The sequence below is a fragment of the Pseudoalteromonas luteoviolacea genome, assembly GCF_018100925.1.
Classification (GTDB): domain Bacteria; phylum Pseudomonadota; class Gammaproteobacteria; order Enterobacterales; family Alteromonadaceae; genus Pseudoalteromonas; species Pseudoalteromonas obscura.
Genome location: NZ_JAGJEH010000005.1, coordinates 14,244 through 33,256 on the forward strand (window position 1 = coordinate 14,244; position 19,013 = coordinate 33,256).

Sequence of the window (19,013 nt, forward strand, 5' to 3'; positions counted from 1 at the left end):
CAAACTTTGAATAGTTGTACAAGTGGCAGTTTATTGCCCCATCGTTAAAAACTTTATCGATTCGGATTGCCTTCTTGTACTCATATATTGCTCTTGAATAAGAGCATTGAATAGAGAGAGTGAACCATGGCTTTATTTGTAAATACTAACGTCAGCTCGCTGAATGCACAAAGACAGTTGCAGCAGTCGGGCGTAGAACTAGATACATCTTTTAAGAGATTATCTTCAGGTCTTCGTATCAATAGTGCTGCAGACGATGCAGCAGGTCTGCAAATCTCAGACCGTTTGCAATCGCAAATACTGGGTCTAAACCAAGGTAACCGAAATGCAAATGACGGGATTTCACTGGCCCAAACAGCTGAAGGTGCGATGGACGAAATTACCAGTATGTTTCAACGTATTCGTACTTTGTCACAGCAAGCGGCTAACGGCTCGAATACTGATGAAGACCGTTTGGCAGTTCAAGAGGAAATTAGACAACTAGCGGCAGAAGTAAACCGTGTTGCCACGGATACGACGTTTGGTGGTCAAAACTTACTCGATGGCTCCTACTCTGCTAATTTCCAAGTCGGTGCTGATGCGGTACAGACAATTGGCTTTAGTATGCAGTATGTTGGTGCCACAGCAAACTCAATGGCAGCCAATGGCGGATTTACTATGTCTGGTATTGCCGGTATTGCGAGTGCGGTAGGTAACAGCAACCTTTCTGGTCTATCAGGTGGTGTCAGTGCGATTTCAGGCGCTTCTAACTCATTTACTTTTAGTAATGTATATCAAGCGGACTCTATCAGCGTTTCTTCGCAAGCGAATGCACAGGCTGTTATGGCTGGTATGGATGCTATGATTGCAGTTGTGGACAAAAAGCGTTCAGAGTTAGGTGCGGTTCAAAACCGATTCCAATCGACTATCCGTAACCAATCGAATATCTCTGAAAACCTAGCAGCTGCAAAATCGCGTATTAGAGATGCTGACTTTGCCCATGAAACAGCTATGCTTACTAAAAATCAGATTTTACAACAAGCTAGCCAAACAATCTTGGGTCAGGCGAATCAGAGACCACAAGCTGCATTGAGCTTATTACAAGGGTAATTAAATTATTTTTAAAATTATTTGCAAATAAAGCTAAAGCTTTCGCTTTATCAGTCGATAGCGGAGTTAGAGAACTATAACTTTAGGACTCTGACAATCGCTAAAACAGGGTAGGGGTATCCCGTTTTAGCGACCAAAATTGATAAAGCGGAGGCTATTATGGCTTTATACGTAAACACCAATGTGAGTTCTTTGAATGCCCAAAGGCAATTAAACAACTCGTCAAATTCTTTGGATGTTTCATTCCAAAGGTTGTCATCAGGTACTCGTATTAACAGTGCGAAAGATGACGCGGCAGGTTTGCAGATTTCAAACCGATTAACAGGCCAGATAAACGGTCTTAATCAAGGTATTCGAAATGCAAACGATGGTATTTCATTGGCGCAAACTGCTGAAGGTGCGTTAGATGAAACGACGCAAATGTTCCAACGTATTAGAACACTTGCACAACAAGCTTCAAACGGTTCAAATACTGATGAAGATAGATTGGCGATCCAAGAGGAAATCCGCTCTCTATCAGCTGAGGTTAACCGGGTTGCGGCAGATACTACTTTTGGTGGGCAAAATCTGTTAGACGGTACTTATGACGCTAACTTTCAGGTTGGTGCCGATGCGGTTCAGACCATCACATTTAGTATGAAAAACGTATCAAGTACTGCAAATGACGTATCTGTAAACGGTGGTTTCACCTTGTCAGGTATTGCAGGCATTGCTAGTGCTGTAGGTAGTAGTAACTTATCAGGGTTGGCGTCTGGTGTGAGCTCGATTTCTGGAGCGTCAAATAGTTACACATTTAGTGATACGTTCCAAGCAGGCTCTATCAGTGTATCTTCTCAAGCAAATGCACAAGCAGTACTTGCGGGTATGGACTCTCTTATCGCTGTAGTAGATAAAAAGCGTGCGGAGTTAGGTGCGGTTCAAAACCGATTCCAATCAACCATTCGTAACCAGTCTAACGTATCTGAAAACTTATCAGCTGCACGTTCACGTATCAAAGACACAGACTTTGCTACCGAAACAGCTAGCTTAACTAAGATGCAGATACTGCAGCAGGCAAGTAGTTCAATTCTAAGTCAGGCTAACCAAAGACCTCAGGTCGCACTCTCTCTACTTGGTTAATTTTGGCGCTATGGTTGCGTCAAGTTTGGGACTCAATACAAACTTGACGTATACTATATATTAGGCTTGTTACTTGGAGGTGTATTATGAAAGACGTTCAATCTGCTACTGGAGTTGGAGCGAACGGCATGGTGCCAACTCCTGATATTGCGAAGCCCGAAGAAGGACAAGAAACATTACGAGCTGTTGAAGGTAATAACAAGCTTGAACTATCTCGAGAAAAAAAGGAAGAAGAGGGTAAAGTACAACCTGAATTGTTTGAGGAGGTGAAAGCCAATCTCGATCGGCTAAGTAATGTTTTGCCTGTGACTTCGACGAATTTGTCGTTTGAGTTTGATGAAAATGGGGATCCCCCTTTCATTAGAGTGATCGACAGAGATAGCGATGAGGTGATCAGAGAAATTCCTTCTGAAGAGTTTCGAGAAGTAGCTAAGGCTTTGGATGAATTTGCCGATAAGGTATCAGGTAAAGGTGTGCTGTTTGATAGAACAGCTTGATTGTTAGTTGGAGGTAGCAAAATGCCACTTATTACATCTGCTGGTGTAGGCTCAGGGTTAGATCTTGAAAGCATTATTAAAGCGTCTGTTGATGCTGAAAATAGGCCCAAGATGCAACAGTTCGCAATAAAGGACGAAGCGCTCAAAGTCGAGTTATCGGCGGTTGGCGAAGTGAAGTCTGCTATCTCCAAACTTAACGATACTGTCGAAAAATTGGCAGATATCACAAACTTCAACAAAAGGGTTGCAAATATTACGCAGCCTACAAGCGGTGATATCATCAGTGTTACACCAACGTCAGATATTTCAGTTGGTAACTTTGACATTGCAGTAACACAACTTGCTCAAGGTAGTCGCGCTGTAACCGCGGACAACGCGTTTGCGTCCAGTGACACGGTAGTCAGTGCTTCAGGCGGCACCTTGTCATTTGCAGCGGGCACCAATTCCTTTGACCTAACTGTTACAGCAGGCATGACACTCAATCAGTTACGAGATGCCATTAATGCCGACACCAATAACTTTGGCCTCACAGCGAACATAGTCAACACCGGTGATCCGACGGTTGGCAGTAAATTGGTGTTAACGTCTAGCATAACTGGGGATGGTAATGACTTGGTAATTACCAGTGATACGTCCGAAATGGATGCGCTAGAAACCCATGATGCAACAAATAACCCAGCTGGTGGGATGACCATTGCTGATGGTGATAAAGCACAAAACGCAAAAATTACCGTAGATGGCTTGGAAGTAACGAGCTCTACTAATACCTTTAAAGATGCTGTGCAAGACATGACCATCACAGCAAAGGCAAAAAGCGTTCAAGATGCAACCACATCCGTGTACGAAACGGCTAAACTAAGTGTTGAATATGACAGAGAGTCGGTCAATACATTAATTGATGAGCTCATTACCAACTATAATGCAGTTATTGGCCAGATTGGCTTTCAGACGAGAATAGGTAGGCCATTAAATGGTGATTCATCTATGCGTAGTTTAGATGATCAATTAGTATCAGCACTCTCTAAACCGTTAACCGATGCCGGTCCCTTCGGATCGATATTTGATATTGGTTTGGGCGTAGATAAAGAGGGCTACCTTGAAAAGTCATCGCTAGTACGCAGTTTGAATGACGCAATGGATTCTAATTTTGATGATATTGGCACAGCGTTTGCAGGACCTAATGGGGTTGCCAAAGAACTCGAATCGTTACTTGGCAACTACGTAGATTCAGGTGGTTTGCTAAAACAAAGGGAAGACAGCCTTAATGGTCAGATTAAAGACCTTGAAGACGATGTCGTAAACCATGAGTATAGAATGCAATCTCTGGAAGATAGGTTAAGGAAACAATATGCTGGCCTAGACGTTTTGATAGCGCAAATGCAGCAAACTCAAAACTACTTAGGTGCGCAGCTTGCAAACCTACCAGGATTTACTAGCAAGAAATAACACTGTAAGGAGCCGTTATGTATAACGCAAGAGTCAAAAATTATCAGCGTGAGGCACTTAAAACGCGTGTTGCTGGTGCTGATAGATATGAAGTGATCCAAATGCTCATGGCGGGCGCGATTGAAAAAATGGTCCTCGCAAAAGTGGCAATTGAGAAAAAACATTTAGAAGCCAAGTCTGAACATATTTCTAAATCATCTGCCATTATTGGTGCATTGAGAGATTGTCTGGATTTTGAAGTTGGTGGCGAAGTAACTGAAAACTTATATGCTCTGTATACTTACATGTTAGAGCGTTTGTTAGATGCGAGTATGCAAAACGACCCGGCAATCATAGATGAAGTTTCTAATTTGTTGAAGGAAATCAAGTCTGCTTGGGATGCTATTCCTTATGATATACGAGAAAAGACGCTAAACCAAAATGGTGCTGATGCAAATGTCGGCTGAGCTAGCTAAGCTTGAAGACCATATAGAAGAACTGGAAGCTCACTGTCAGGCTGGTGAGCTAGAAAGCGCAGAAAAAGTACTAACCAATCTAGACTTGTCTTTGAAGAAGATATTTACAAGTGATGATATCAACTTGACCCAAGAGCAAGTCGCGCACCTACAAAATTGCTATGCGAACATATCGGCTATAAATGACAGGCTACGACAACAAAAGGGTGATGTCACTACGCAGCTATCTCGACATTTAGGCAATAAAAAGAAAATAAACGCATATAAAAGCATCTAACCAACAATCAAGTTTAATATGAGTCAAAAATCCCTCGAAGAACAAATTCAAATTATTGACGAGCAGTTAGCAAATTCAATTGAACATCAAGCTCGGGAAGCAAAATTTGCAACAGAAGCAAATGAAAGGTTTGCTCGCAATGTCACTTGCTTTGAAGAGTATTACCCGGATATCGCCAACGCAATTAAAGAATTCAACGTACGTGAAGATTTTTGTCTTCATGTCACATCAACCGGACACGGCAACTTCGTTCCTGCAAACCTTTCAGCGCCGATATATAGTGATGACCCGATAGGGCAGGTAACACAACAAGTTGAGTACAGTATACAGCACCCCATGTTCAGCGCGACAGATTATACGTCATATCAATCTGATCCGAATGATACACGCATTCATGTGCGTTATATGGGTGCTATGACAGATGCATTACGTAAAGTACAGGCAGAGAAAAAGGCGCACTTTGCTCAATTACCTGAAAACTTTCCGTCAGCTATGATTTTTGGCATTGGCCTAGGCTACCATATAGAGCTACTGCTTGAAAAAACCACATTTGATTATTGCTTTCTTATTGAACCTGATTTTGAAGTATTCTTTGCTAGCTTATTTTGTACTAATTGGTATGACATTATAAAAAAGGTAGATGAACAAGGTGGTTCTTTGTTTTTCCAGCTTGGTGCGAATAAAGATAACTTTATCAAAGATTTGGAAGTATTGGCCGACAATGTTGGTGCCTTCTCTGTGGTTAGGTCATTTTGCTATCAACACACGCCACTACCAGAAATTATCGAACTGATCCAACAGTGGTCTCAGCAATACTTCAAGTTTCAATTCGGGCATGGGTTCTTTAACGATGCGATAACGGGTCTGTCTCATACTGTGCATCTGTTAGAAAAGAATATTCCGATGTTGGTTCAGCCCAAAGACAAACGTTTGGATTTATCTACTCCTGTTTTTATTTTAGGTAATGGTCCCTCGCTAGATGAAGCTGAAGCTTTTATAAAAGAAAACTGTGATCGTGCTATTTTGATGGCTGCCGGTACTTCAATTGCGTCTTTATATAAAAAGGGTATTCCAGTTGACTTCCACGTACTGGTCGAGCGCCCTTACTCTAACTACAAAATATTTGGTGATATCTTTCCTGCCGAGGAATATAAAAAGACAAATTTGATCGGCCTTAATACGCTTTATCCCGATAACACCGATAGATACAAATGGTCGGGAATTGCTGGCAAAGGCAATGAGGCAGGTACTTTCTTACTGGAAATATTGAGTCAGACTCAAAGAAATGTCGGTATTCCTTTGATGCCATATTGTAACCCAGTGGTTGCGAATGCGGCGCTTTCCTTTGCCATGTTTACTGGTTTCAAGAATATTTATTTATTTGGTATTGATAATGGCAACTTACTGACGGGTGAGCACCATAGTAAAGACAGTATCTATCGCATCAACCAAGATGATGAAAGCGAAGAAGGGATCGCTTGTTTGAGGATGGATGGTAAATATTTACCAGCCAATTTTGGTGGGCAGGTCGAAAGTAATGATTTGTTTATGATGGCTCATAGCCAGCTAGAGAAGCTGATTGCTCATTACCCAACTGGAAGGAATGTTTACAATATTGGTAATGGCGCAAAGTTAGCAGGTGCACATGAAGTACGTGCGGAAGAATTATTACCTTTGCCAACTGCAAGGGACAAATTCGAGCAGATTGAGTTTCTCAAGCAAGATTACTTTATGCAATTTGACGTAGAGCAATATGATGACAAATTACTTGGTGTTGATGTATTTGAAGATATCTGTGAGCACTTACTTAGCTTGGCAAATGAACCAGTAACGACTCGAAAACAAGCGTCAAATATCTTACTTAGGCAAGCAAGGTATATCTACTCGTTTAGAAATACGCCATTGCATCACCTTCATCATATGATTAAAGGTGCATTACTGTATTATCACTGTCCTATGTTGTCTCTGTTGTACACCTACGAAGATGATCAGTTTACGCTAGAGAGTTACAGCGAATTAAATGAATTATGGAAAGGTTATATCACTGAAATGAAAGATTTTTACAGAGATAACTATCGTGCTAAGTGTGATTTGGGCAAGGAGTAAATAGTGAGTTATCAAGAAACGGCGGAGTTTTATAGCGATCTGTACGACGAGTTGTTCCCTATTTTACGTTCTATTACAGGACCGGGCTTGCGTCAAAGCTACGACATATTTGGCCGCTATATGCCGTTAGAAATTTGTTCATTTAAATCAGGCTCACGTGTTTTTGACTGGAAAATTCCGCAAGAGTGGCACTGTGAAGATGCTTATTTACTTGATCCTGAAGGCAATAAAGTCGCTGATATGAAGCGCTTGAACATAGAGGTTTTAAATTATTCTGAGCCAGTAGATAGAGATATTGAACTGGATGAATTGCAAAACCACTTATATAGTTTGCCAGATCTTCCGGCTGCGGTCCCGTACGTAACTAGCTACTATAAAAAACGCTGGGGGTTTTGTCTTTCTCAGGAATCAAGAGATAAGCTGCGCCCAGGCACATATAAAGCGGTGGTAAAAAGCGAATTTGTAGACGGCACTTTGGATATCGCTCAAACAGTATTAGAAGGCCAGTCCAAAAAAGAAGTAATGCTTAGCTCATATCTTTGTCATCCATCTATGGCCAACAATGAATTAAGCGGTCCACTGGTTTTATTGGGTTTATACAATCGGATAAAGCAGTGGCCAAACCGTCGTTATACCTATCGATTTATTTTAAACCCTGAAACAATTGGTAGCTTGTCGGTATTGCATATGCTTGGAGAGCATTTTAAAGAGAATATGGTATCCGGGTTAGTGATCAATTGTATGGGAGGAGAACCAGACGAGCTTGTTTTTAAACAAAGCCGTAATGAGCAAGGTATTCTTGATAAATTGCTGCCGCATTTGAATCGCTTTGGCTATAAGCACAGTAATATTCCTTTTAGTCCGTTGAAGGGGTCTGATGAGCGGCAATACAATTCCCCTGGTTTTCAATTACCTGTATGTTGTGTAAGTAGGGCATTTCACACCGGATTTGATGAATATCACACATCGCTCGACAACAAAGAAGCCATGGGTATTGACCCTCTGCTAGATAGCATTGATAAACTTGAGCAGATATTTTTAGCACATGAACAGTGCGCAACATTTGAAAATACTTGTCCTTATGGCGAGCCAAACCTTGGCAGTAGAGGTTTGTATCCGACTGTGAGCATGGTGACAAAAGAACGTGAGCGTCAAGCTTCAGAGCTCAATGACATGCGCATGTTACTCAACTATGGTGACTGTGAGCACGATACAATTGATATTGCCAACCTACAAAATAAGTGTGTAACTGATATGCAAAATGCAATTGGCAAATTAGAGCAACAATCACTTTTAGAGATGGTGTAATGGCGAGTTGGGAATCAATTTATCAAGCGGGTAAACAGTTAAACCGTTATCCGTTTAGTGACATTGTTTCCCTGATTTTTCAAATGAAACGTGATAACCCCGCTCTTAAAGTACTAGAGCTTGGCTGTGGTGCTGGTAATAACGTGGTTTTCATGGCGTCTGAAAGTGTCACATGCGCAGCAATAGACTGCTCTAAAAGTGCAATAGACTTCGCCCAAGCACGCCTGTCGGAGCGCAACCTTAATGCCGACCTTAAAGTGGGTTGCTTTACAGATTTACCTTGGCCTGATGAATGTTTTGATCTGGTGATTGATAGGAGCGCACTTAATTGCGTACCTAAGCCTCAGATAGAGGTTGCTTTACAGCAAGTACTTCGCGTTCTCAGACCAAAAGGTCGCCTATTTTCTCAAATGTATGCCGATAGCCACCCTGCACATAACAGTGCATTGAACGCAACGAGTGAGTTTACAACAGGGTTTAGATATGAAGGTTATCAGGATATTGATGGCCTTTATTTTGCATCTGAAAAGGATGTAACACTGTTATTTGGTGGTTTTGAAAAAGTGAATATTGCCTTGAGTACGTCTCAAACATTGTCAGGGAATATCCTTAGTGCTCAGTGGTCTATTAGCGCTTTTAAACCTGATACAGATCAGGTTGGTTGAACTGTCGAAAGGGCAGTATTGAGATATCTAGTTTCCAAGTTCAAGAGGCAATTATGCAAAATAAAGCAGTGGTAGTGGGTGGTGGCATCTGTGGCTTAATGGCTGCGCTACTACTAAAACGCAATTTTAAAGAAGTCACGCTTATTGAACAAAGTGATGAAGTCGGCGGTCTGTTTCGCTCTGTCAAAGATGATCTAGGGGCTTACTATGATATGGGTTCTCATATCCCCAATGCGACAGGGATCGAAGAGCTCGATACCCTTTTATTTGGCGCCCCAAATGAGCAAGGCAATCATTGGAATGTGATTAAAAAACTCAAGTCGGGTAATTATTTTGGTGGCTCATGGGACCTTAACTCACCATTTGCAGATAGTAAGAAGCTTGATGTAGCGACATATCAACAAGGGTGTTCAGAATTAATTCAAAGTACTACCCCTTCAAGCCAAAATCACATCATGCCTTATTGCCAAGAAGTGTTAGGTGAGACGTTTACACAGCATATTATTAAGCCAATTCTAGAAAAGTTATATGGACGTCACACTGATCTTTCGAAGTTGACGATGGGCGCGGGTTTATTCGGCTTTACGCGCATTTTGGCTTTTGATGCTGAGGTCGCAAATGCACTAAAGGATCTGCCGGTATTTGACGCTAAACTGGGTTATCAAACTGAGGCTCATTTTATTGCAAGGCAGCAAAAAGATGCCTCTTCGACACCTGATTATTATTACCCTACCTCACATTGTGGTATTCAAGCTTGGGTCGACTACTTAAAAACTAAAGTGGAGCAGGCGGGTGTTGATATTCGGTGCAATTGCAAAATTTCATCTTTGGAAACACGAGCACGCAAAGTTGAGAAAGTATTTATCGAAGGGGAGCCACAGGCGCTGGAGTGTGATTTGCTGTTTTGGAGTGCTCCGCCATTTATTGCGCTCAACGCGCTTGGATTGCCAGTTGTCGCGAATAGACCTGAGTTAAGAACAGCCATTGTTTTCCATTTAAATCTCAGCAAGCCTTTAGTCGACAAACAGTCGCATTACCTGTGGGTTTGGGATAAATATAGCGATATATTTCGACTTACACTGTATCCTAATTTAAACCCTCAAAGTGAATTTAACACCTTGTCCGCAGAAATACTGTGTCGCCCAGAGGAGGTGGAAAATTATCAGCTGGATGCAATCATGCATGAGTTAAAAGAGATGCAAGTTGTCGACCCCAACGCAACATGTTTAAGTCATGTTAAGCAAGTCATACACAATACGTTTCCTGTTCCCACAGAAGCATTTGAACAAAATAATGAAAAAAATTACAGTACCTTGGCAAGTAGTGTCGACAATATCATTATTTCTGGTCGTTCAGGTGGTAAGCAGTGGCGGCAAGCAGATGTACTGGTTGCCGCATTCAATGAAATAAATCAATATTTAGGGGCTGGGTAACTAACTTCTTTGCCGTCTTCAAAGCGATAGAGCGATTGTGGGCGGCAGTTTAACAGCGCGTATTGATCTTTTTGTGTTAGTTGCTTAATAAACTCATACAGGGCTTTCATGCGAATGCCATAGATAAATGAACGACCCAATGTTTGTTTCTTCATAATGTTGTTTACCAGCAACGATTGCTCAAGTTGAGAGTAATCTTCACGATACGCGTTATTTATCGGAAAACAAAAGTGGTAAAAGTTGTCTTTTACCATCTGACCATTGGCGAGTGTGACTTCACCCATAAAGGGTTTGTTAAAGCGATATTTTAAATTGAGCATTGCCTCAATTTGAACAACGACGGTTGCAACACGCATACCTATACCTTGAAGAATTAGCACACTATCGGAATTAATCAGCCGCTCAAAAGTCGAGTTTTCACCAAATGCAAAAAATTCTGGTTGCTCTGATCTGCAAATCTGCTGTGCATCTGGACCGCGGCCACATATTGAGAACATGGGATGCCCTGAGCGAGAAACTTGATCTTGATTTCGAAACCACTCCGGCCAATAGCCTAAAACGGTCTCTTGAGAGCGGAGATCTTCACTACGCGTTCTAGGGTAGTCATAATTAAAACAAGGCATAAATATATTGCCTTGTTTTCCTACTGCATGTTCGAAGCAATTTAGTAGGGCGGCGGGTATATCTCTCGGTGTAACATCGCTCACTCTTCCTAATGTAAACAGAGATGAGTGTATAAAGACATTGTCACTTTTGTTTATACCGACCTCGGCCAATGTATTTTTTATATCTTGTGTTGAGCTGGCCTTCATAAGAAATCTTTCCCTCCAAATGCTGCTTTGACTTCGTCATAGATATCATCAATACGTTGTGCAAAGGCTTTGTCTTTCCATGGTTTTCCTGAGAGGATCATCCACTCATACTTACTGATAAATTTCTTGAGTTGCTTTTCGTCTAAGGTATTAATATAGCCGTTCATTTTAAGTTTTAGCCTATCTACGAGCTCTTTTAAGCAGCGGAATACAAATACAACTTCAGGGTCTTGTAACAAAGGCCGTAAACTTATCGTGAGCTCCCGTTTTATACGCTCCGATTGCTCTCTTACGAGCGTACATTTATGTTCAGCATCAGGGTCTCGGTAGAATAAATCCATCAGTGCAGCGTATTCAAAGTCATAAATAGTTCCTGTGGCATCAACCACAGGAAAGTATGGATAAATTCTGCATATCAAGGGTCTATGGCCGTGAGGCTCGCAAACGCCCCCACAGTTACAGGAGAGTAAATATATACTAAAAGACTTACCGTTGGATAAGTTAAAGGTACGCTTTTTGGGCGGCTCTGTAATATTGCTAATACCACCAATAGATTGGTAGTACTCATATTCTTTTTCTAACAAGGGTAATGAAACCCCGTTTTTATCAAGAATATTGAAGTGTTCACCGTAGAAGTTTTTACAGCAATAGCCACCACATGTTTTCCAGCACTCGGGTGCTTTCACATATTCTGTGCTGTAAATTTGCTGCCAGTTCGCTTTATTAGGCATTTTGTTGTTCACTAAGCAGTTTTACTAGGCCGTTAATAGCAGTAAAGGCGACAGGATCAGCGTCTTCAAAATCAATATCAAGATCGAAGGTATTTTCTATGTTCATCAACATAGTAATGAAATCCATTGAGTCTAACAGGCCTGTGGTGATAAGGCTTTCATCCTTATTGATGGTATTGATAACGTCATCACTGTGCTTTTCAGCCAGTGTTTGATAAATTGTTTCTTCGATGTTTTTTGCTAAGCTCATTCTTTCTCCAACATAGCATACAAGGCTAGTTTGTCTATTTTACCATTTGAATTCAATGGCATATCATTTAGCCATAGAACCTTTTTTGGGATCATGTAGCTGGGTAATTTGGACTTTAAACTAGTCATTAATTGCTGTTCAATATTTTTATCGGCCTGACCACAAATAAATAAAGCAATGAATTGTGGTGCACCTTTAGGGTAAGCAATGCTCTGTACCAGCGGGTTGCTGATTAATGCTTTACTTAGCGTGTCTATCTCTGACAGTTCTATTCTATATCCCTGTATTTTAACCTGATCGTCAAGACGTGAGACATACTCTAATTCGTTTAGATGATTGTATTTGGCGATGTCACCCGTGCGGTAAAACCTCCGTCCGTCGATAACATCAAATGAATCACGGGTTTTTGTTGGGTTATTTAAATAACCTGAAAACACTTGCTTACCAGAAATTAGTAATTCACTTTGAGCATTTAGTGCCATTTGCATATGCGAGAAGCAAGTGCCTATTGGGATATAGCTGTGGCTATATTCCCGCTCAAGCTCAAAAATATGGTGGGTACAGGCGATAGTGGCTTCTGTTGGTCCATATAAGTTGATTACCTGGCTATTTGGTGCGGCAAGCTGAAACTTTCTAGCTAATTCTACTGGAAGTGGCTCTCCACAAAACAGGCTATATCTGAGTAGAGGGTAGGCTTGGGGTTTGAGCATGCCTATTTTCGCCATAATGGCGGCTGTAGAGGGCACACTAAACCACACTGTAATTTCATGCTTTTTGGCAAACTTGCCGGGGGCAAACATTGCAGCTTCCGGTAAAACGTATAGACATGCGCCACTTAACCATGTAACAAACATATCGTGAATACTTAAATCGAATGTGGGGTCAAATATTTGACTGACTCTATCTTGGGGTGTCAATTTTAGATAGTCAGTCATATAGTCTAAGTAGCTTTGCAAGTTTTCGAGACTAATGGGGACGCCTTTCGGTATTCCTGTGGACCCCGATGTGAAGAGAATATACGCGATATTGTTGTTCTCACAGGGCTCCAAACTTTCAGGCGGGGTTGCGTAGTGTTCCGATTCAGTATTATCGATATAAATAAATGTGACGTCAGGCAGGTGCAGAGACAGTTTCTCAGCTAGGTCTGCATACTGCTGAGCAACAACAATAGTGTTAAGTGCACTTTGTTGTACGATAGACACTAAGCGCTCAATTGGGAACTTCACACCGAGCGGGACAAAGGTTCTATTACTCGTTGCACAGCCATACACTGAAGCAAAATATGTGATATCTCTGTAACTTAAAATACCAATACTGCGCGTCTTTTGACTCAAACGACCCATGATGTTATTTGCGATGTTCAGCAGCTGCTGATACGAATAGCCGCGATCATTAACATGCAGGGCATCGCGACTTTCATTGTTTGCTTTTAGTAACTGCTCGGCTAATCTCATTATTTGCTACTTTAATTTAGACTGCAAATTCTTGTATGCAGTAGGTGTACCAATATCGACATATAGACCCGAAGTTTTATATGTATACAGTTTATTAATCAAAAGGGGTACGAAGTCGACACTGATCTCATAAAAGTGACCTTTTGAAAAATGTGATAAATGTTTGTCAAACACGTGTTCAGAAAAAATAAACAGTGCTCCGCTGGCTAGATTGCCCGGCGGATTGGCAACTTTTTCATGAAACGCAGCAATAACGCCATTATCTGACAGTTCAACAATACCACATTGCTGCGGTTGTGGCGTTTCAAACAGCAGCAAGGTTGCATCACAGTGAGTTGGTCGTTGGTTGTGCGCTTGTAGCATCGCACTGAGTGTATCTTCACAGTAGTTGTCAGCGTGAATAACTAAGGTTGTGTCATCTTTCCAAAAATCTTGGTTTGCAATAAGCGTTCCCCCAGTACCCAACAGATTTTCTTCTTTTACTAAAGTAATTCGAGAACGATAAGGGGACTGAGCGACATATTGTTCAACTTGCTCTGCGAAGTAGTGGACATTGATGAGAATTTCATCCACATTCAGTGCGATAAGTTTTTTGATCCACAAACCCAGTAACGGCTCTCCATTGATGGGCACCAAACACTTAGGGATGGTATTTGTGAGGGGACGCAAGCGAGTACCTAATCCCGCAGCTAATAGTATTGCTTTCATATTACTTAAATGATTCAGAAATAGCTTGTTCAAGTACGTTGAGTGATAAAGGTGTGTTTCCCAAAGAGCCGACTTGGCATGCCGCCGCGAGACTACCAAGGTAGAATGCTTCCCAAGGAGACGCATTTACAGACAGTGCTAAGGCACTTGCCGCTAAAAAGCAATCGCCAGCACCGGCTGGATCGATGGCGCTGCGGTTTAAGGCTGGTAATCTATCATTTTCCCAACTGTTATGTTTATGGTCTGGTACGTGAATAAAAATCCCTTCATCACCTAATGTAATAACAAGGTTTTTAGGGCTTGCTCTATTTGTCAGCTTGTTGGCGAGGATCACTAAGCCATCATCCGGGTTATTTAGTGCAACACGTGTTTCTCTTTCTGTTGGGGTGATAAGGTCCATATTATGATAGCGAGAAATATCGCCCACTTGTGAAGATGTTTGGCTGTCTGCCACCACGTTTATGCCGTGCTCGTGACACAAGGCGGCAATGGATTCCACCAAGGGCTGCGGTAAAACACCGTAATTAAAATCTGAAAACACCAGTAAATCAACTGAGGTGATCACATCGGTTATTTTTTCGAGAATGTCTCTTTGTAGCTCTTTGGCAATTTTGTGCTGCCGTACTTGGTTGACTCTCAGGAGCGTTTTGTTTGATGCACGATAGCGGGTTTTAAGTGGTGTCGGTCGAGTTGAATCCACAAACAGTTGTGCGTCTACTTGATACTTTAAAACCTTTTCTTTGGTGTATTCACCCGCGTCATCATTGCCAATGACAGAGAATAACGAGACCGACTTAGCGCCTAGTGCTTTAATGTGTCCGGCGGTGATTGCAGCACCGCCTAAAAACTTCTCAGTTTTATTCGGTGTCATCACAATTGTCGGGTCCTCTTGAGACATGCCGACAGCCGTACCCTGAATATATTCGTCGACAATCACTTCGCCAATGACTAGTACATTCAACTGTTTAACTTGGTTTAGTGTACTGGCAATGCTGGAGGGCAAGATACTATGACGTTTGGCATATTCTTGCACTTCCGAAAAGTCGAGGTTACTGGCGACGCGGTTATTTTTTTTGATGTACTGCTCAGCATTACTTTCAAACTCACCAGAACCAAAAATCAATTTACCGCCATAGACTTTGAGGGCATCAAGTTCTGGGTTTTCCCGGCATTCAAACTCTTTACCTTTTACCACGGCATAGGGTTGAAGTTGCTCTACAATTTTTTCGGCTGTATCGCCTGTTAAAAATGCATGGTCGACGCACTCCAGTGAATTAACCAACTCTAGACGATGTTGTTCACTGACTCGGCTTTTTACCGCCATTGCACTGTCAGTGTTCACCGCGACTACCAATTGGTCACCGCATGCTTTTGCAAAGCTCAAAAGCCGAATATGTCCCGGGTGCAGTACGTCAAAATTACCCTGTACTAATACACACTTTTTCGAAGTGGCTATTTGCACCATGAACTCAACCCTTTTTGAATACAAGTCTCAACATCTGTAAAGTCAAAGTCATCAAAGATTGAGGAGTTGATCATTGTTGTATTGAGAGGCCTTTTACCTGAGCTATCGAGCTCTGAAAACTTAATATCTGTGATAGTTGCTGGGTCAATATGCAACGATTTAGCAAGCATATTTGTTAAATCTAATCGGCTAAAAACTTGAGGGTTACAAAAGTTATAGGTGCCTTTGTATTGACCTTTAATTAGGTGCTCAATTGCAGAAACAATATCTTGGACTGCTGTGGGGTTAAATATCAGATCTGAAGCTGCTTTTACTTCGTTGCCCGATTGCAATTGGCCGACAATGTCATTCAATATGGTGCCATCTTTTCCAGCTTGGCCGATAATTTTCGCAAGCCTTACGATGCAGCAGTTGCTATCGGTGATTGCCGTTAACCTTGCTTCAAGAGCACGCTTTTGCACACCATACTCAGAAACAGGTGCTTCCATATTATCGTCTGTATAAGCGCCTGCACGGCCTGGGAAGACATTGTCTGATGAAATAAACACCACCGGGATTTGCCTATCCGTCAATGAATGAATAAGCCGCTCCGTCGCGCTGACATTTATTTCAAAGCTGGCTTGCGGGTTTGCGTTGATATAGCCAATATTTGTCAGTGAGGCACAGATAATTGCAACATAGCTGCGATCCTTTTGCAGATTTAAAGTCTCTATATTGCCATTGACCAAGTCAAACTCGACTAACCCCGTTTTGGGGTTTTGGCCAAAAGTACCAATTGTATTCGGATCTTGAGCATGAAAATGCTCGAATAGATGCCCGCCGAGTAGTCCGCTGGCACCAAAAATAATCGGTGTTAATTGCTGAGCTTTTTCCATATATCCTCTGCTAATTCAATATCAACCAATGCCTCTTTGGCACAGATCAAGTTATTGATATTTCCGTTTTGAACACTGTCTATAAATGTAGCTGCTTGATTTTTAAATGCCCAAGACCACTCTACCTGAAACTGGGTGCGCTGAGATACTTCGGCATTTTTTTGCAGCTCAATTGTGGCAGGTACATTGCGCAATAAGGCTGGTGGCAATGTGACTATCAATTGACCTTGTTCGAATATAAATGTGCACCTTTCTTGCCAGTCCTTTTGCTCAACTTCTCCGGTTTCCAGCACTACTAGCTGCTCATTTGCCCGCATAACGCAGACATGTGCTAAAGGCGAAAGGGTATTGAAGTACTCGACGGAAGGCTTGGTGCCTAAAAAGTGACGAATGAAGTTCAATAAATGCGAATGAACATTGACATAACGCGCAAATAACGACTTATTGTTGTCGCTTAAAAAACTCGGCGCAAAATTTGCCTCACTGACCATATCTGGTCTGGCCTCATCACCATGGATATAGCCTGCCGCTTTGCAGTAACTATTCCCCATATAACATTGCGCGCTAACTTGTAAAAGTTTACCGAGTGTATTTTGAGACATCAGCTCATCAAATATGCTTTTGGCTTTTACAACCCCGGCATCACAGCGCTTCATGTAACCCACACAATAGACTAACCCGTGTTGTTCTGCGAGCTGAACCAAAGCACTTGCTATCTCGCTGTTGCCAGCCATTGGCTTTTCACTGAAGACATGCTTGCCAGCCAACAAACAATCTCGCACAACGTCTGCCGTATGAGCGCGTGCAGTGACAACAACGACCGCATCAATTTGCTCATCTGCCAGAAGCTCTTTATGCGAGCCATAGCGGTTTTCTATGCCGAACTTGTCGGCAACTTGATTTAGGAGGTTAGGGCGCAGATCGGCGATTGCGTGCAGCTGGCAATTGTCCAATTGCGCATAATTTTCAAGATGCGCAATTTGCCCAATAAAGCCAGCCCCAATAAAGCCTAAACGAATTTTACGCGATGAAGTTGGCATAGTTATCTTTATTAATTAATTGAACGGTTGGCGTTAATGTTAAAAATTGGCCACCATTTTGAAGATAGTCTTCATGCTTACGGACAATCGCTTTGGCATGTATCCAAGCTAAAATAACGGTCAACTCGGGCTGCGTTTCATTAATGGTTTGAGTCGGCTTAACTTGGATCAGATCGCCAGGTGTGAAAAGCCCCACTTTTTGTTTGTGATCGTCGTAAACCTCACTAACATCCGAGCCGATTTCGTATTGTGTTAATAGCATTGGACCACTGCGCGCCGCACCATAACCTGCTACAACGCCGCCTTTGTCTAACGTATTTTGGACTGCTTCACGTACTTGTTGCTTCATAGCGTCAAAGCGAGATACAAATTGTTCCATAGTTGCCAATTCGTGCAACATAGCCTTGTCTTCAGCGTCTACCATAGCTGCTACCGACGGCTTTATTTCGCGTGGGCCATTTTTGTGCTGGGCAAAGCCAATGATTGATCCGCCCTGAATAGAGACATGTTCTACGTCAAATACTTCTAACCCTTGTGCGGCTAAGAATGCAATCATAGGTTTTAATGAGTGATTGCATAAATGCTCATGGAAGATAGTTCCGATAAGCATTTTATCGATGATATCTTTTAGATATGAAACTTCGAAAACGAAGAGGCCATCTTTATCTAAAACTTTCACAATACCTTTAAGCAAATCAATCATTTCATCTGCGTGCGCAAATACATTAAATGCAGTTACAAGATCTGCCTGACCGTACTCGGACTGGATCTGTTGACCGCGTGCTTCAGTCATTAGATCAGCAATTGTTTCAACGCCTTCACTGGTTGCCTTAGCTGCGATCTCGGTCGCTGGATCTATGCCGAGAACCTTAAACCCTTGTGATTTGAAGCATTTCAAAAAAGTACCGTCATTACTGCCAACATCGATCACAAACTTTTTATTAAACGGACCAAAATTGCTAAGTATCTGTTGGGAAACATCGTTAAAATGGTCAATAATTCCCTGAGTTTGACCTGAGTGATAGGTGTAATCAGCCCATAAATATTCAGGGTCAATTACATCTAAAATTTGCACGTGACCACAGTTATTACACATATATAGATCTACGGGGAATAATGGGGTTTTCACACCTTTGGGGTCAGATACATATTTTTCTGCAATTGGAGTTGGTGCAAATGGGATCGCCAACGGAATGTCCGTACTCAGGCACAAACGACAATTGTTTCGGTGCTGGTAATGGCGGTTGCTTTCTTGTTCTAAACACTGATTCATATTAATTCTC

General features: G+C 41.9%; 19 protein-coding genes. 10 read left to right on the forward strand and 9 right to left on the reverse strand.

Features of this window, described 5'->3' with window-relative positions; all coding sequences use genetic code 11:
- Window positions 1-126 precede the first annotated feature (126 nt).
- The 10 genes from J8M00_RS11515 (at window position 127) to J8M00_RS11560 (ending at window position 10,395) form a co-directional block, all read left to right on the forward strand.
- A complete protein-coding gene (locus J8M00_RS11515; RefSeq protein WP_211010390.1) occupies window positions 127-1,089 on the forward strand; it encodes a flagellin in 963 nt (320 codons plus the stop codon).
- Window positions 1,090-1,248: 159 nt separating this feature from the next.
- Window positions 1,249-2,208 (forward strand): flagellin, encoded by a 960-nt coding sequence (locus tag J8M00_RS11520; RefSeq protein WP_211010391.1) that lies wholly within the window; start codon window positions 1,249-1,251, stop codon window positions 2,206-2,208.
- Between the two features lie 86 nt (window positions 2,209-2,294).
- Window positions 2,295-2,705 carry a flagellar protein FlaG gene (locus tag J8M00_RS11525; protein ID WP_211010392.1) on the forward strand — a complete coding sequence of 137 codons (411 nt, stop codon included), beginning with the start codon at window positions 2,295-2,297 and terminating at the stop codon, window positions 2,703-2,705.
- Window positions 2,706-2,726: 21 nt separating this feature from the next.
- Window positions 2,727-4,151, forward strand: coding sequence for a flagellar filament capping protein FliD (fliD, locus tag J8M00_RS11530; RefSeq protein WP_211010393.1), 1,425 nt, complete (start codon window positions 2,727-2,729; stop codon window positions 4,149-4,151).
- A 17-nt stretch (window positions 4,152-4,168) separates the two neighbouring features.
- Window positions 4,169-4,597 carry a flagellar export chaperone FliS gene (gene fliS / locus J8M00_RS11535; RefSeq protein ID WP_211010394.1) on the forward strand — a complete coding sequence of 143 codons (429 nt, stop codon included), beginning with the start codon at window positions 4,169-4,171 and terminating at the stop codon, window positions 4,595-4,597.
- A complete protein-coding gene (locus J8M00_RS11540; protein WP_036977307.1) occupies window positions 4,587-4,883 on the forward strand; it encodes a hypothetical protein in 297 nt (98 codons plus the stop codon). Before fliS ends, J8M00_RS11540 begins: the two co-directional genes overlap by 11 nt.
- A gap of 18 nt (window positions 4,884-4,901) precedes the next feature.
- On the forward strand, window positions 4,902-6,989 hold the full coding sequence (locus J8M00_RS11545; protein WP_211010395.1) for a motility associated factor glycosyltransferase family protein: 2,088 nt from the start codon (window positions 4,902-4,904) through the stop codon (window positions 6,987-6,989).
- A 3-nt stretch (window positions 6,990-6,992) separates the two neighbouring features.
- Window positions 6,993-8,297 (forward strand): DUF4910 domain-containing protein, encoded by a 1,305-nt coding sequence (locus tag J8M00_RS11550; protein WP_211010396.1) that lies wholly within the window; start codon window positions 6,993-6,995, stop codon window positions 8,295-8,297.
- Entirely contained in the window at window positions 8,297-8,962 is a 666-nt protein-coding gene (locus J8M00_RS11555) for a class I SAM-dependent methyltransferase (RefSeq protein WP_211010397.1), read from the forward strand. Before J8M00_RS11550 ends, J8M00_RS11555 begins: the two co-directional genes overlap by 1 nt.
- Window positions 8,963-9,015: 53 nt before the next feature.
- On the forward strand, window positions 9,016-10,395 hold the full coding sequence (locus tag J8M00_RS11560) for an FAD-dependent oxidoreductase (RefSeq protein WP_247687343.1): 1,380 nt from the start codon (window positions 9,016-9,018) through the stop codon (window positions 10,393-10,395).
- Here the strand turns inward: J8M00_RS11560 and J8M00_RS11565 are convergent.
- From J8M00_RS11565 to J8M00_RS11605, 9 genes are read right to left on the reverse strand one after another with little or no spacing between them, the layout of a single operon-like run.
- The gene (locus J8M00_RS11565; RefSeq protein ID WP_211010398.1) at window positions 10,374-11,207 is read right to left on the reverse strand and encodes an AAC(3) family N-acetyltransferase; all 834 of its coding nucleotides are present in this window, start codon (window positions 11,205-11,207) and stop codon (window positions 10,374-10,376) included. The two genes, J8M00_RS11560 and J8M00_RS11565, sit on opposite strands and share 22 nt — an antisense overlap.
- The gene (locus J8M00_RS11570; RefSeq protein ID WP_211010399.1) at window positions 11,204-11,938 is read right to left on the reverse strand and encodes a hypothetical protein; all 735 of its coding nucleotides are present in this window, start codon (window positions 11,936-11,938) and stop codon (window positions 11,204-11,206) included. Before J8M00_RS11570 ends, J8M00_RS11565 begins: the two co-directional genes overlap by 4 nt.
- Window positions 11,931-12,188 (reverse strand): acyl carrier protein, encoded by a 258-nt coding sequence (locus J8M00_RS11575; protein ID WP_211010400.1) that lies wholly within the window; start codon window positions 12,186-12,188, stop codon window positions 11,931-11,933. The genes J8M00_RS11570 and J8M00_RS11575 overlap by 8 nt, the downstream gene beginning before the upstream one ends.
- Entirely contained in the window at window positions 12,185-13,642 is a 1,458-nt protein-coding gene (locus J8M00_RS11580) for an AMP-binding protein (protein ID WP_211010401.1), read from the reverse strand. Before J8M00_RS11580 ends, J8M00_RS11575 begins: the two co-directional genes overlap by 4 nt.
- 6 nt (window positions 13,643-13,648) lie before the next feature.
- Window positions 13,649-14,350 (reverse strand): nucleotidyltransferase family protein, encoded by a 702-nt coding sequence (locus J8M00_RS11585; RefSeq protein WP_211010402.1) that lies wholly within the window; start codon window positions 14,348-14,350, stop codon window positions 13,649-13,651.
- A gap of 1 nt (window position 14,351) precedes the next feature.
- Window positions 14,352-15,815 (reverse strand): PfkB family carbohydrate kinase, encoded by a 1,464-nt coding sequence (locus tag J8M00_RS11590; protein WP_211010403.1) that lies wholly within the window; start codon window positions 15,813-15,815, stop codon window positions 14,352-14,354.
- A complete protein-coding gene (locus tag J8M00_RS11595) occupies window positions 15,803-16,690 on the reverse strand; it encodes an SDR family oxidoreductase (protein ID WP_211010404.1) in 888 nt (295 codons plus the stop codon). The genes J8M00_RS11590 and J8M00_RS11595 overlap by 13 nt, the downstream gene beginning before the upstream one ends.
- The gene (locus tag J8M00_RS11600; RefSeq protein WP_211010405.1) at window positions 16,669-17,730 is read right to left on the reverse strand and encodes a Gfo/Idh/MocA family protein; all 1,062 of its coding nucleotides are present in this window, start codon (window positions 17,728-17,730) and stop codon (window positions 16,669-16,671) included. Before J8M00_RS11600 ends, J8M00_RS11595 begins: the two co-directional genes overlap by 22 nt.
- Window positions 17,711-19,003: a class I SAM-dependent methyltransferase gene (locus J8M00_RS11605; protein ID WP_211010406.1), complete on the reverse strand. Its 1,293-nt coding sequence runs from the start codon at window positions 19,001-19,003 to the stop codon at window positions 17,711-17,713. Before J8M00_RS11605 ends, J8M00_RS11600 begins: the two co-directional genes overlap by 20 nt.
- Between the last annotated feature and the right edge of the window lie 10 nt (window positions 19,004-19,013).